The sequence below is a fragment of the Gluconobacter wancherniae NBRC 103581 genome (genome assembly GCF_007988885.1).
GTDB lineage: Bacteria > Pseudomonadota > Alphaproteobacteria > Acetobacterales > Acetobacteraceae > Gluconobacter > Gluconobacter wancherniae.
Genome location: NZ_BJUZ01000002.1, coordinates 310,962 through 324,917, shown reverse-complemented (window position 1 = coordinate 324,917; position 13,956 = coordinate 310,962). Strand labels below are relative to the sequence as shown.

13 protein-coding genes are annotated in these 13,956 nt (G+C 59.1%); 10 read left to right on the top strand and 3 right to left on the bottom strand.

The window, feature by feature from the left end:
• Positions 1-6: 6 nt before the first annotated feature.
• From GWA01_RS08590 to GWA01_RS08570, 5 genes are read left to right on the top strand one after another with little or no spacing between them, the layout of a single operon-like run.
• On the top strand, positions 7-1,071 hold the full coding sequence (locus GWA01_RS08590) for a threonine aldolase family protein (RefSeq protein ID WP_229316053.1): 1,065 nt from the start codon (positions 7-9) through the stop codon (positions 1,069-1,071).
• A gap of 7 nt (positions 1,072-1,078) precedes the next feature.
• Entirely contained in the window at positions 1,079-1,357 is a 279-nt protein-coding gene (locus tag GWA01_RS08585) for a YtcA family lipoprotein (protein WP_186819518.1), read from the top strand.
• Positions 1,358-1,361: 4 nt separating this feature from the next.
• On the top strand, positions 1,362-2,411 hold the full coding sequence (gene mdtN / locus GWA01_RS08580) for a multidrug transporter subunit MdtN (protein ID WP_146796390.1): 1,050 nt from the start codon (positions 1,362-1,364) through the stop codon (positions 2,409-2,411).
• The gene (locus GWA01_RS08575; protein WP_146796387.1) at positions 2,392-4,179 is read left to right on the top strand and encodes an FUSC family protein; all 1,788 of its coding nucleotides are present in this window, start codon (positions 2,392-2,394) and stop codon (positions 4,177-4,179) included. Before mdtN ends, GWA01_RS08575 begins: the two co-directional genes overlap by 20 nt.
• Positions 4,176-5,786, top strand: coding sequence for a TolC family protein (locus tag GWA01_RS08570; RefSeq protein ID WP_146796384.1), 1,611 nt, complete (start codon positions 4,176-4,178; stop codon positions 5,784-5,786). Before GWA01_RS08575 ends, GWA01_RS08570 begins: the two co-directional genes overlap by 4 nt.
• 53 nt (positions 5,787-5,839) lie before the next feature.
• On the opposite strand, the gene GWA01_RS08565 is transcribed toward GWA01_RS08570, so the two are convergent.
• Complete coding sequence (locus GWA01_RS08565; RefSeq protein ID WP_146797696.1) at positions 5,840-7,360, bottom strand: Do family serine endopeptidase; 1,521 nt, start codon at positions 7,358-7,360, stop codon at positions 5,840-5,842.
• A gap of 48 nt (positions 7,361-7,408) precedes the next feature.
• On the bottom strand, positions 7,409-7,936 hold the full coding sequence (locus GWA01_RS08560; RefSeq protein WP_146796381.1) for a nucleoside deaminase: 528 nt from the start codon (positions 7,934-7,936) through the stop codon (positions 7,409-7,411).
• Positions 7,937-7,953: 17 nt separating this feature from the next.
• Here GWA01_RS08560 and GWA01_RS08555 point away from each other — a divergent pair, with 17 nt between their 5' ends.
• The 5 genes from GWA01_RS08555 (at position 7,954) to GWA01_RS08535 (ending at position 13,691) form a co-directional block, all read left to right on the top strand.
• Positions 7,954-8,658 carry a gamma-glutamyl-gamma-aminobutyrate hydrolase family protein gene (locus GWA01_RS08555; protein ID WP_146796378.1) on the top strand — a complete coding sequence of 235 codons (705 nt, stop codon included), beginning with the start codon at positions 7,954-7,956 and terminating at the stop codon, positions 8,656-8,658.
• Positions 8,655-9,425, top strand: coding sequence for a pseudouridine synthase (locus GWA01_RS08550; RefSeq protein WP_146796375.1), 771 nt, complete (start codon positions 8,655-8,657; stop codon positions 9,423-9,425). Before GWA01_RS08555 ends, GWA01_RS08550 begins: the two co-directional genes overlap by 4 nt.
• 3 nt (positions 9,426-9,428) lie before the next feature.
• Complete coding sequence (gene rsmD, locus GWA01_RS08545; protein WP_146796371.1) at positions 9,429-10,028, top strand: 16S rRNA (guanine(966)-N(2))-methyltransferase RsmD; 600 nt, start codon at positions 9,429-9,431, stop codon at positions 10,026-10,028.
• 153 nt (positions 10,029-10,181) lie between these two features.
• Positions 10,182-12,881, top strand: a complete 2,700-nt coding sequence (locus tag GWA01_RS08540; protein WP_146796368.1) for a DNA translocase FtsK — start codon at positions 10,182-10,184, stop codon at positions 12,879-12,881.
• A 3-nt stretch (positions 12,882-12,884) separates the two neighbouring features.
• Positions 12,885-13,691, top strand: a complete 807-nt coding sequence (locus tag GWA01_RS08535; RefSeq protein WP_306416082.1) for an RluA family pseudouridine synthase — start codon at positions 12,885-12,887, stop codon at positions 13,689-13,691.
• Here GWA01_RS08535 and GWA01_RS08530 read toward each other — a convergent pair.
• The gene (locus GWA01_RS08530; protein WP_146796365.1) at positions 13,659-13,952 is read right to left on the bottom strand and encodes a putative quinol monooxygenase; all 294 of its coding nucleotides are present in this window, start codon (positions 13,950-13,952) and stop codon (positions 13,659-13,661) included. The genes GWA01_RS08535 and GWA01_RS08530 overlap by 33 nt on opposite strands.
• Positions 13,953-13,956: the final 4 nt, after the last annotated feature.

The following is a 13,956-nucleotide window of genomic DNA, read 5'->3' as shown; positions in this document are numbered from 1 at the left end:
TCTGTGGTGTCCGAGGAAATACGCAAGAACTTCGCCAGTGACAACGTCACGCCTGCATGTCCGGAAGTCATGGAAGCCATGCTGCGAGCCAATGAGGGCAGTGTTGGCTCTTATGGCGGGGATGATCTGTCAGTCTCTCTGGATGCAAAATTCTCCAAGCTTTTCGAGACAGAAGTGGCCGTTTTCCCGCTGGTTACGGGAACAGCCGCAAATAGCGTGGCACTTTCCGCGCTCGTTTCTCCCTATGGTTCCGTGCTCTGTGATCAAAGCGCGCACATCAATACTGACGAGGGAGGAGCGCCGGAATTTTTCACACATGGCGCCAAACTGGTGGGCATTCCCTCTGCCGACGGTCGCATGGACCCGGCAACACTTCCGCCCGCACTCAAGACCAACAAGGGCGCGGGCGTTCTCGCACCGCCATTTCAGGCACTGTCTCTGACACAGGCTACGGAATGGGGAACGGTCTATGACCTGCAAACCCTGCAGGCGCTCTGCGCGATTGCGCATGATCACGAAATCCCCGTGCATATGGATGGCGCACGCCTTGGAAACGCCATTGCAAACCTGGGATGCACACCCGCAGAAACCACATGGAAATCCGGCGTGGACGTTCTGACCTTCGGGGGCACCAAAAACGGCGCCATGGCGGCGGAAGCTGTTGTATTTTTCATCAACGACCGCACTCGCCCTCTTCTCCGCGACTTCCTGAGACGCATCAAGCGCAGTGGACATCTGTGGTCCAAGCAGCGATTCCTCAGTGCGCAGCTTCTGGCCTTGCTGGAGAACAATCTCTGGCTAAAGAATGCAGCGCATGCCAACACCATGGCCGCTCGCCTTGTCGAGGGATTGCGCCGCCATACGGGGGCGCATCTTCCGTTCGACGTGCAGAGCAACGAAGTGTTCGTCGTACTGCCCGATCAGGTTGCCAATCACCTCGAAAGCCAAGGATTCGGATTTTATCGCTGGCCTACACCTGATGGCGTTCAAGGCACGCTTATCCGTCTCGTGACCAGCTTCTACACCCGCCCACAGGATGTCGACGCGCTGCTCGACGCCATTTCGGAATAGCCGGAACATGCACCTGCCGCGAACGCTCCGACATCAGGCCCCCAGTCTGCTGCTGCTCGTCGCGGGAGGCTGCTCACTACATGGCGCACCCGCCTTTTCCATCGCGGGGGCTTATTTCCCGGGCTGGATGATCTGCGCACTGATTGGAGTGGGTGTGGCGGTAGGCTTACGGGTGGCATTTGTGCTTGCTGGTATTGATGCCGTTCTCAGCCTACGACTGTTCACCTACACGTCTCTTGGCGTCATGGCAGCCTTGCTGTCGTGGCTGCTCTGCTTCGGACCCTGACGCCATGAAGCGTATCCACCTCTCTGGGAAAAAGCCCATCGGCATCCTCATCGCAGCCTGCTGCATCACAGGGGCCATCGCCGTGGGGGCTTACGTAAATTACCAGACTTCCGCATATCCATCATCCGATAGCGGTTCGATAGACGCCGAACTCGTTCATATGGCTTCCACTGTAGGCGGGCGCCTCATTGACCTACGGGTGCATGTCAATCAGAGCGTTCATCGCGGAGACATTCTCTACAGGCTCGATCCTGTCCCCTATGAACTGACCGTCAAGCAGGCTGAGGCCAACCTCGCCCTCGCCCACGCAACCGTCGAAAACGAACGTCGCCTTGTAACGGTGCGGGCTGGAAGTGCCGCCATTGCCGAGCAGCAGACAATCCGCGCCCGCACGAACCGCGACCTCGCGGCACGCACGGAAAGCCGCCTGAAACCTCTTGCAGACCACGCCTATATTCCCTGGCAGCAATATGATCAGGCAAAGACAGCTCTGCACAACGCAAGCGTCTCTCTGAGCGAGGCAGAACAGCAACAGGCCTCGGCCCAGACGGCAATCGGAGACCTCAACAGTTCGCTGGCCGCAGAACAGGCCAGCGCCGTCGCACTGGAACACGCGCGATATGCCCTCAGCCAGACGATCGTGCGCGCACCGACTGATGGCTATGTGACGAGCCTGACCGTGCAGGAAGGAGAAGTTCTGGCCCCTTCGCAGGTCTTGTTCACGTTGATCGCCAATGACGAATGGTATGCTACCGCGGCCCTGCGCGAAGGCACGCTGGGGCCGGTGCATATCGGAGACTGCGCCACAGTGTATTCGATGCTGGATCGCGCGACACCACTGCGCGGGCATGTTGAAAGCATCGGCTGGGGCGTACTGTCAGGAGATTCGATTGGTATTTCGCGCAGCCTGCCGTTTGTACCCAGACAGATGGACTGGGTTCATGTCGCGCAGCGCTTTCCTGTTCGCATCCGCCTGGACCCTGCGAACCCCGTCCTGCTGAGGCTGGGCGCCACGGCCAGCGTCCAGATCAGACATGGCGCTGCCTGTCACTGATCCTGCGGCACTTTCGCTTCGGCGATTGCTGCACCTGGCCCTGCGGCCACTCCCCGGACGCATGGGCTACAGCCTGCGTATGGCTGCCGCCTGCACCTCATGCGTTCTGATCGGCGAGATCTGGCAGATCCCTGAAACGTCGCTGACGGCCGTGGTGGCGCTGGCCATCTGGCAAAAGGACCGCGTCACCAATGCCATCGCCGGTGCGGCACTGAGTATTGTTTTCGCGATCCTGCTCGGGCTGCTCTATTGCTGCGTACTGCTCACGATCAATCACCTGATTGCAGATGTCGTCGCAGTAGCGCTGATGTCCTTCGGCTTTTTCTTCCTCGGATCAGCAAGCAAGCTCAAACCTGTGGCCTACATGCTGGGCCTGATCATGGTTTATGCCCTGATTGCGATTGATCAGGTGCCAGTCGGTGAACTGGTGACACGCGCCCTGCTCTACGCATGGCTCATCATCGCCGTGCCGGGCCTTGTAATGATCGTGCTGGGATTGCTGATCTGCCCCTCACCAAAAACCGTCCTGACAGACAGCATCGACCTGCGTCTTCGTATGAGCGCGGCACTGCTTCGCGGAACCGACACCGCAACCCATCAGGACGCAATGGACCTTCTACGCGAAGGCACGGGGCCCCTTTTTAAAAACCTGAAAATGGCAGCTCTTGAAAAAATCTGGGCTCCCTCCGCTCTGGCACGGCTCAAGCAAGCTGCTATCAGCAGCACGGCAATTCTGGCACTCGCAGACCATATCCATAGACACGAAAGACATAGCGAGGATGAAGCACTCACTCAGCTTGCAGCAGTCATGGAGGAAATGGCTGTTGTTTTTGCTGAAGGAGACTGCCCGACCGATATCGCAATCAATATCCACGCCCGCGATCCGGCGATTACAGAAATCGCGCTTATTTTGCAGCAGTTCACTACACCTTCAGAAGAATCGATCCCGGAAGAGCCGAAACCTGCGGGCTTTTTCTTTCCCGATGCCTTCACAAACCCCGATCACGTACGCTTTGCCGTAAAGGGCACCGCTGCAGTCATGACCAGCTATCTGATCTTCAAAGCGCTGGACTGGGACGGCATCCACACATGCATCATTACCTGCTTCATCGTGGCTCTACCGACGATGGGAGAGATGATTGCCAAACTGAAACTGCGTATTTCAGGGGCCTTGATTGGTGGCATCATGGCAATTGCCTCCATCATTTTCCTGATCCCACATTTCACGAATGTCGTGGAATTTCTTGTCATGATCTACGCAGCCTCGTTTCTTGCAGCATGGATCAAGACCGGAGATGCACGGGTTGCGTATGCAGGACTACAGATCGGTCTGGCATTTTTTCTATCGGACCTCAAAACCTTCGGCCCCACGGCAGACATGACAACTGCGCGGGACCGTATCATCGGCATTCTGCTCGGTAATTTCATCACCTATGCCGTTTTCACGTCCTTCTGGCCTGCAAGTGCTTCAGAGCATCTGGGCAAGGAGTTTGGCAAAATCCGAACGCTCCTGAAATCACAGGTCGAGGCATCGTCACGTCTTTCAAGAATGGTATTTGCCGCGCGTGTTCAGGAAGCCATCTCGGCCACAGAACGCACAATGGAAAATGCCGCAGCCGAACCTGTCCACATGCGTACTGACACCGGCCAGCGTAAAGTTCGGGACACTGTTCTGCGCACAGCGTCTGCCCTCACAGAAGATATGCTCATCCCCGAATCACCTGCGCCGGACCATCATTTCGAACAGTTGGAAAAAGTCGCGTCATGACCCACCGCATTCGCCCGGCCACTCTGGGTCTCGCTGCGCTCCTTTTAAGCGGCTGCGCCACGGAGGCACTCAAGGACGCCCCCACGCGACCGGACCAGCCATGGCAGCCGGGCATCAGTCGCACAGGAGAAATCGTTTCCGGGCATCCCGGCAAACGGGGGCTTTTCCTGCCCAAGGGCTACACCCTTCCATCTGACACCACCCTCCCCGCGCGCACTCAGCTTGCACAGCTTGCTGCCGGGCGCGAATATTCACTCGCAGACCTGATCGACATCGCCCAGTCCACAAACCCGTCAACACGGCGAGCCTGGAATGCGGCCAAGGACGCAGCACTCGCGACAGGGATCGCCCGCAGCCTCTATCTCCCGCACCTCACAGCAAGCGTTGTGGGTGGTTACAGCCACAGCAACGGCACAAGCAGCACACCCACGATCAGCAACGGCGGCGTTATCGGGGATGAGATCAACAACGCGGCGTCCCAGAACAATCTGCTGAATAGCGGAACACGAAACAGCAATTCTGGTCGGGGAGAAGTGCAGACACTTGGCATGGAGTGGCTGCTGTTCGATTTCGGAAAACGCGAAGCCGTTCTGGAAGCGGCACAGCAAGGCGCGCTGGCGACAGACATCGTCTTCACGGGCGTCCACCAGAAGGTCATCTACGCAGTCACTACAGCATTCTACATGCACGCCGCCGCAGAGGCACGCGTGGCGCTGATTAAAAAAACACTCGAAAATGCCCGTGCCGTAGAAGTCGCGGCACAGGCCCGACTACACCACGGTCAGGGCACGATCGTCGATGTGACGCAGGCCCAGCAATCCACGGCACAGGCCGAATTACGGCTGGTACAGGCGCAGGGCAGCGCGGAAAACACCGGCCTGGACCTCATGAATGCCGTGGGCGCCGCGCCTCTCACACATCTGCAAACGCAGGACGTTTCAGGACGCCCACTTGCACTTTCCGATATTCGACTGACGGAATCCATGATCCATCAGGCCGTCTCGCGCAGACCAGATGTATTGGCGGCCTATGCTGCAGCCAAAGCGTCCCAAAGCCGGGTGCGCGCTGCGCGGGCCGAGTTCCTGCCCAAGATTTTCGTCAGTGGAAACGTGGCCTACAGCACTGGCCATCTGGCACTTTCGTCCGTGCCCGGCGTGGGGTCAGACAGCGCGCCAACGCTCAATCTGGCCTCCAACCGCTTCAGCAGCCTGATCCTTGGCGGCATCAGCGTGCCAATTTTCGATGGTGGTATGCGGGCCGCAATGCTCAGACAGGCCGAAAACCAGTCCGACAGTGCTGAAACAACGTTGCAGGAAACACAGGACAATTCCGTTCGCCAGATCGTAGCGGCGGAAAACGGATTGCGCTCCAGTCTGAGCGCCTACGAAGCTTCGCAAAAACTGCACATCGCCGCGCAAACCGGGTTCGACGCAGCACTGGCAGCCTATAGAAACGGCGAGGGATCAGTCACGCAGGCAACCATTATCGAAAACGGGCTGCTGGATGCACGCCTTGCACAATCAGACGCATATTACGCCGCATTGATCGCGGCAGCGAGCCTGGCTTTCGCAACAGGCTCTCTCGATACATCAACGGCACCCGGCTGAACTCTCCCGACCTGTCACGCAGGTCGGGAAAGCACAGATTTCAGATAACCCTCTTACTGGGCGTCACCGGAAGAGCTGTCATCGCTGTCGTCATTGCCGGTCGGAGAGACCGCAACGAAAAGCTGCTGACCATCACGCAGGATACGCAGTAGCGGCGGCTGCTTGCGGCCCAGCGCATCGTGAACCTGTGCGACAACCGCATGCGGGTTCGGCGTCACATGGCTACCAACCGCCACGATGATATCACCCGGGCGAATGCCAGACTGATCAGCAGGAGAGCCCTGCGCAACATCAGCAACCACAGCACCCTGCACGCTCTCGTCCAGCCCGAGTTCCTGACGTGCGCGAGGCGTCAGGGATGCAAGCGAAACGCCCAGCTTGCCCGGTCCCGCAGCCTGATCACCATTGCCCGCACCGCTGCCACTGCTCTCCTGTGCGGCGAGATTACCTACCGTGAACTTCAGGTCCATCGGCTTCGCATCACGAAGCAGACCCAGCGTCGCTGCTGTTCCCGGCGCTATGGAAACCACCTTCACAGCAAGATCGTGGCCGTTGCGGATCGGATGACCATCCAGCGTGACGATGACATCACCACTCTTTACGCCAGCTTTTTCAGCAGGGCTGCCCTTGGAGACAGACGCCACAAGAGTTCCACGCGGGGGAGCACCCGGCTCTGGCGATTTCAGATTAAGCGCCTGCGCCATCGTCTGCGAGATATCCTGCCCCTCAATGCCCAGATACCCTCGCGTGACATGACCGGTCTTCTCAAGCTGTGTCACAACAGACTTCACCGTGTCGGACGGAATGGCAAAGCCAATCCCGATCGAGCCACCGCCATTAGGCGAAATGATCATGGAATTGATCCCGATGACCTTGCCATCCTGCGTGAACAGCGGACCACCGGAATTTCCGTGATTGATCGGCGCATCGATCTGAATGAAGTCGTTATAGGCTCCAGAATGCAGGTCACGACCCAAAGCGGATACGATGCCCGCCGTCACTGTCCCGCCAAGACCATAGGGATTACCGACGGCCACGACCCATTCACCAGGCTGCACATCATCGGACTCACCAAGCTCGATATATGGAAGCTTGCCACTGGGTTTGACGCGCAAAAGTGCGACGTCCGTCTTCGGGTCACGGCCAATGATCTTGGCTGGCAGTGTCGTACCGTCATCGAGCGTCACCGTAACCTTGGTGGCACCGTTAACGACATGGTTGTTCGTGACGACGTAACCATCAGCCGAAATGATGAAACCCGATCCGCGTGCTTCGACTGTCCGGTTCGGCTGCTGCTGTTGCGGCATCATCTGGAACGGAAACGGGAATGGGAACGGGGATTGCTGGCCGCCTCCCATGCCGCCACCTTCTTCCTGATCGACTACACTCTCCTTGATGTGGGAAGTGATGGAGACAACAGCCGGTTTCACCTGCTTGACGAGGTTTACGAAGTTCGGGAGCGCCTGGACCTGCGTCTGAGGCTTGATGGCACCTGTATCGGCCATGGCAACAGGAGCCGTCAGCATCGTAGCAGCGGCGAGGGCAGCGAGAGAAGCGCGGAAACGTGAGGTCATAATGGTCCCGAATGTTTCATCAGACATGAATGTCTTACTAGCGATGAACTATGGACTATGTTCCCGTTCAACAAGCTGACGGGCGCGTGAAACATCCGTAAGGCATACATCTTTCGTAATACGAAGCGCCTGAAAGAAGCGTTTCAGCTGGTGGGAGGCCTCCGTCTCGCGGAGACCTCCAACCACTTCTGGCCTGTGCAGACATCCTGGCCTCTCGAAAATACGTGGCCCATGCTCAACGCCGCCACCTTTCGGGTCATATGCACCGAACACCACCCTCTCGATACGGAAATGCACAATCGCAGCCGCACACATGGGACACGGCTCAAGCGTCACAATCAGCGTGCAACCATTGAGCCTTGTTGATCCAAGCTTGCGGGCAGCCTCACGCATCGCCAGCAGTTCGGCATGCGCGGATGCATCATGGATTTCTTCCACGCGGTTCCGGGCAATAGCCAGCACGCAGCCATCCGGCCCCAGAATCACAGCGCCTACCGGCACCTCTCCGTGATCAGCCGCGTCCTGCGCAGCATCGAGCGCCTCCTGCATGGCGCGGCTTGTATCGGATTGGATCATGATGTGATGATGCGGCCATGACACTTCCGCGTCCACCACTGATCGGCATCACGCTTGACCATGAACCTGGCAGCGAGAGAGCTTTCTCGCGCTATCCGTTTCATGCCCTCCGCGAAAATTACCTGACAGCCGTGAGTGAAGCGGGCGGTCTGCCGGTATGTCTGGGATACGGTCAGAATGCCGATGCGTTGATGGACCGGCTGGACGCACTGATCATTACCGGCGGTGCATTTGATGTCGATCCCGCTCTCTATGGAGAAGAGCCACACCCTCTCACCACCCTCAAAAGCTCTCGCACCAGCGCCGAACATGCGCTTCTGCGTGCAGCACTGGTACGAGACAGGCCTGTGCTTGGCATCTGTGGCGGCATGCAACTGCTTGCAGTGGAAGCAGGAGGCACGCTGATCCAGCATCTGCCTCCCGAACAGCAGCACGAACAGCCCAACCCCCGCCACGAACCCGGCCATGCAGTGTCCATTCTTCCCGGCACCCAGCTTGCCCGGATCGTCGGCAGCAGCACGATGTCCGTAAATTCTTCACATCATCAGGCTGTCCGGACGCCTGGACGCGCCAAAATCAGCGCTCTGGCGCCTGATGGTGTTATTGAAGCAATCGAGCTTGAAAGCGCCCGTTTTGCCCTTGGTGTGCAGTGGCATCCCGAATTCACCCTCGACCCCGGCGACCGTCGCCTGTATGCGGCGCTGGTGGAGGCAGCACGATGACCGAAGAAACAAATACCGATACCCCGAAAGGCGAACGCATCGCCAAGTTCCTGGCCCGCGCAGGTGTGGCCAGCCGGCGAGACGTGGAACGCATGATCGAGGAAGGGCGCATCGCGATGGGCGGGCAGCCGGTGACGCACCCGGCAACCTTCGTTCAATCAGGCGACATCGTGCTGGTGGATGGCAATCCCGTGGGCGAGCCTGAGCGCACGCGCGTCTGGCGTTATCACAAGCCTGACGGGCTGATGACCACGCACAAGGACCCACAGGGCCGTGCGACGGTATTTGAATCCCTGCCCGAAGCCATGCCACGCGTCGTCAGTGTCGGGCGGCTGGACATCAACTCCGAAGGCCTGCTGCTGCTTACCAATGACGGTGAGCTTGCACGTCGGCTGGAGCTACCGGGCAGTGCCTGGATCCGCCGCTACCGTGTGCGCGTATTTGGCGTCGTGGATGAAAAACGTCTGGCCGAGCTGATCCATGGCTCCGAATTCGAAGGCGTTCGCTACGGCTCGATCGAAGCCGGGCTGGACTCCACAAAGGGCGATAATTCCTGGCTCACCGTCAGCCTCAAGGAAGGAAAAAACCGCGAAATCCGGCGGGTGATGCAGGGCCTGAACCTGCATGTCAGCCGCCTGATCCGCGTGTCCTATGGCCCCTTCCAGCTCGGTACGCTCAAGGCGCGTGAGCTTGAAGAAGTGCCCGGCAAGACCCTGCGAGAACAGATCCCCGGCCTCGCCGCTCCCGTTCGCCGCCGGACGCGCTGAGCAATGCGGATTGTTGGTGGAGAGAACAAGGGCCGGACGATTGCAGCCCCTGCAGGCGAGCGGACGCGGCCCACATCGGACCGCACCCGGCAGGCTATCTTCGACATGCTTGTCCATGCTCCTTGGTATGGCCGTGAAGCCCTTGAGGAAGCCATCGTTCTGGACGGCTATGCAGGTACGGGGGCCATGGGCCTGGAAGCCCTCTCCCGCGGTGCGGCCCGGGCCTCCTTCATTGAGCGCGATCGTGCGGCCCTCGCTGCACTGCGCATCAATCTGGATATCTGTCAGGCCCGTGATGTCTCCCGCGTCCTGAGTTGCAGCGTTACCCATCCGCCCAAAGCGGATGTGCCACACACGCTGATTTTTCTGGATCCGCCATACGGAAAATCACTCGTCGAATCGGGTCTGCGCGCGCTGGCACGAAATGGATGGATCGCTGAAGACGCACTTATTGTTGCCGAAACAGGCGCAACGGAAGAATTTGTTCCGTTCATCGCAGGATTGAAGCCGGTTTCTGCCACATTTGTGCCCGAAATCCTGTGCAGCCGACGCTTTGGCGCAGCCCAGGTGACGATATGGAGACATTCGGTCACGTCTTCTTAATTTTTCCTCTGTATTCAGAGCCCTGTCGGCTATAGTTCACAGAACTTTCCAGTACCGCCATTCAAAAAACCGACGGGGTGACGAGACTTGGCCGCGTTCAGCCGATCGACCAGTACAGTTCGAAATTTCGTCCGTGAGAAGCACGACCGCCACATGACCCCTGGTCTGCGGAGTGCCTTGCGGGCCCGCCTTATGGAACTCCTCGGCCTCGGCCTGCTTATTCTCGCTGTCGGGATCGGCATCGCGCTCTGGAGCTTCAACCCGCACGATCCCTCCTTCAACACCTCGACGGGTACCCAGCCAACCAACCTGCTTGGCCGAACCGGCGCCACCATTTCCGATGGTCTGGTGCAATGGCTTGGCCTTGGCAGTGGACTGCCGATCGTGGTGCTGCTCGCCTGGGCATGGCGCATGGTCCGCCATCATGGCATGAGCCTGCCACTGCTCAGGATTGGCGCAGCGCTGCTCCTGCTTCCGGCAGGCGCAACGTTCATTGGCACACTTCAGACCCTGATGCCCGGCCTGAACGTCGAATGGCCAACAGCGAATGGCCTCGGTGGCCAGCTTGGCGTATCACTGGCGCAGAAAATTCTTGGCGCAGCGCATGACGAAATCGGTGCGGCGGGCAGTGGGATTGCGGTTCTTCTCGTCCTGCTTCTGATGGGCATTCTGATGCCCCTCGCCATGGGTCTTCAATGGCGCGAATGGCAAGCCATGGGCCGCGGTGTCATGATGGTGGGGCGCCAGCCCTTCGCCCTTGCACAGCGCATGAACGCACCAGCCACATCCGATCGGCCCGCACCGGACGCACGGCTTTATGACCCGCAACCGGGAGCCTCCGGAGCCCCGGCAGCAGATGCCGCGCCAATGTCATTCCTGCGGCGCAACTTTGGCCGCAGCGACCCACACACGCGCCCTGCGCCCTTTATTCCGCAAAATACAGGCTGGATGCAGCCCCCACTGCCCGAAACGGAAGAGGCGCTTGAACGTCCTGCCGTCATGCGCCGCGAAGGCAGTTCAGCCGGGCAGACTCATCGTCCTGGCACGGAGGATCGCTCTCCATCGACGGACGGCCGTACACCGCCAGAAGAGCAGGAAAACGTCCCATCCAATCCCTATGCGGAGCGCCTTGCACAAATTGCACGCCAACGCGACAGCCAGCCTGCACCAGCACGCATGGATGAAGACCATGAGCCCGAGGCTGAGTTTGTGCCGCAGGCCCAGCCCTCGCAGGAACCGCGCCGTGGACTGTTTGGTATGCGCATGGGAGATCGTCCCGCACAGCCTGCACCCCGCCCGGCGCAGCAGCGTCCGCCTGCACCTGCCGCTGGCTGGGTGCTCCCACCCCTGAGCCTTCTGCGCGATCCCCCTCCTGCTGCTTCCACAGGCCCCTCCCCGGAAGCACTGCAATCCAATGCGCGTCTTCTGGAAAGCGTGCTGTCCGATTACGGCGTGCAGGGGACCATAGGTGATATTCACGCAGGTCCGGTCGTCACGCTTTACGAGCTGGAGCCTGCTCCCGGCATACGCTCTTCCCGTGTTATCGGTCTGGCCGACGATATTGCGCGTTCGCTCTCGGTTCTGAGTGTGCGTATCGCCACTGTGCCGGGCCGAAACGTGATTGGCATCGAAGTCCCGAACGCCAAACGCGAAACTGTCTATTTTTCGGAACTGCTTTACACGCCGGAATGGGCGAACAGCACCGGAAAACTGCAAATCGCGCTCGGTAAGGATATCGCGGGCGTTCCAGTCTATACGGATCTCGCCAAGATGCCGCATCTGCTGGTCGCGGGTACGACAGGCTCAGGTAAGTCCGTTGGCGTCAATGCAATGATCCTGTCGCTTCTCTACCGGTTAAGCCCGGAAGAGTGCCGCCTGATCATGATCGACCCGAAAATCCTGGAACTGTCGATCTATGACGGTATTCCGCATCTGATGACACCGGTTGTCACGGAACCCGCAAAGGCGGTCAGCGCCCTGAAATGGACCGTGCAGGAAATGGATCGCCGCTATCGTCTGATGGCGCATCTACAGGTCCGTAACATCAACGGCTATAATGACCGTGTGCGCCAACTACGCTCCTCAGGCGAGATGGTAACACGACGCGTGCAGACCGGGTTCGACCCGGAAACGGGTAAACCCGTCTTTGACGAACAGCAGGTTCCACTTGAAAACCTGCCGTACATCGTCGTCGTCATCGACGAGATGGCTGACCTCATGATGGTCGCAGGCAAGGAAATCGAAACTGCCGTACAGCGGCTCGCCCAAAAAGCCCGTGCCGCGGGAATTCATGTCATCATGGCAACCCAGCGCCCTTCCGTGGACGTGATTACCGGCACCATCAAAGCCAATTTCCCAACGCGTATCTCCTTTCAGGTCATCAGCAAGTTCGATAGTCGCACCATTCTTCAGGAACAGGGCGCAGAGCAGCTTCTTGGTCAGGGTGACATGCTGTTCATGCAGGGTGGCGGCCGCATAACACGCGTTCATGGCCCGTTTGTGGGCGATGACGAGGTCGAGGCCGTTGTGGCGGATCTTCGCTCCAAGGGCGAACCGATCTATAATGATGACGTCGTTTCCGGTCAGGACGAAGAGGGACCGTCCTCCGGTGGCTCAGGCGGCGGCAGTGGCGGAAACGCTTCTGAAACTGAAAACAGTCTCTTCGATCAGGCAGTAGATATCGTAGCCCGTGAAGGCCGCGCATCGACCAGCTTTATCCAGCGCCATCTCTCCATCGGCTACAATCGCGCTGCAAAGCTGATCGATCAGATGGAAAAAGAAGGCATTATCGGCCCCGCAAACCATGTCGGCAAACGCGAGATCCTCGTGCGCCGCCGTACAGATGAAGAATAGTCGTTGAAAAACAATCGCTCCAGGCAACCTTCCCGCAAGCAAAAGCCTGAACTGCCTTCGCGTCCGCCAGCCAACAAGCGGCGTGAGGCTCCCCCCTCCCCTACTCCGTATTCTATTTTCAAGGAGGGGAAAGAGCTTCCCATCCTGCTGGAAACGCCGCGCTTCCTGATTTTGGACAAGCCTGCAGGCCTTGCCGTGCATCCCGGCCCCCAGACAGAAGATTCAGCAGAAAGCCGCCTCACGCCACACCCGCGTGGTGGCCCGTGGCTTGCGCACCGTCTTGATGCGGATACGTCGGGTTGCCTGTTGATTGCACGCCGGAAATCAGCCCTGCTGGAGGCCCAGAAAGCCTTTCAGGAGCGTCGCGTCAACAAGCTCTACTGGGCTGTAGTTAAAGGAAACCTGACCGAGGATTCCGGCGAAATTACCACGTCCCTGATGCGTCAGTCCGACAAAAAGGGCTGGAAGATGATCGCGGCGAAAAAAGGCGATCCCGCACATACCCGCTGGCGGGTTCTGGGCCGTGCGGATGGTCTTTGCTGGCTTGAACTGGAACTCCTGACCGGACGTACACATCAGGCGCGCATCCATTGTGCCAGCATCGGAGCCCCAATCCTGGGAGACCCGATCTACGGCCAGCGCGATCCCCGCGGGCTTCACCTTCTGGCGCATAGCCTGAACGTCACGCTGAGTGATGAGGAAACACTGAGCGCCGAGGCGAACCCCGCACCGCACATGGCCCAGACACTGCGTCGCCTGGGCTGGCGCGGAAAGACCTCAGCTCACGGCGGTGAGAAAGACAACGGTTGAGGCACCGCCTTCGACAAGTGTCTTGATGGCGTCGTTGAAACGGCGTCCATGAGGCATCGCGATATGGGCTTCGAAAGCTTTCTGGTCCCGGTAGGTTTCTTCCACATGGAAAAACGCCGGATCGCTTTCAAGCCTGTAGACGACAAAGCGTACATTCCCAGGCTCAGCGCGTACGTCCTTGCTCAACGCGCTCAGCAGGGAGGCAACGTGCTCTTCCTGACCCGGCAGAGCACGCATCGTGGCGTAGAGTGTTTTTTCCATTGGT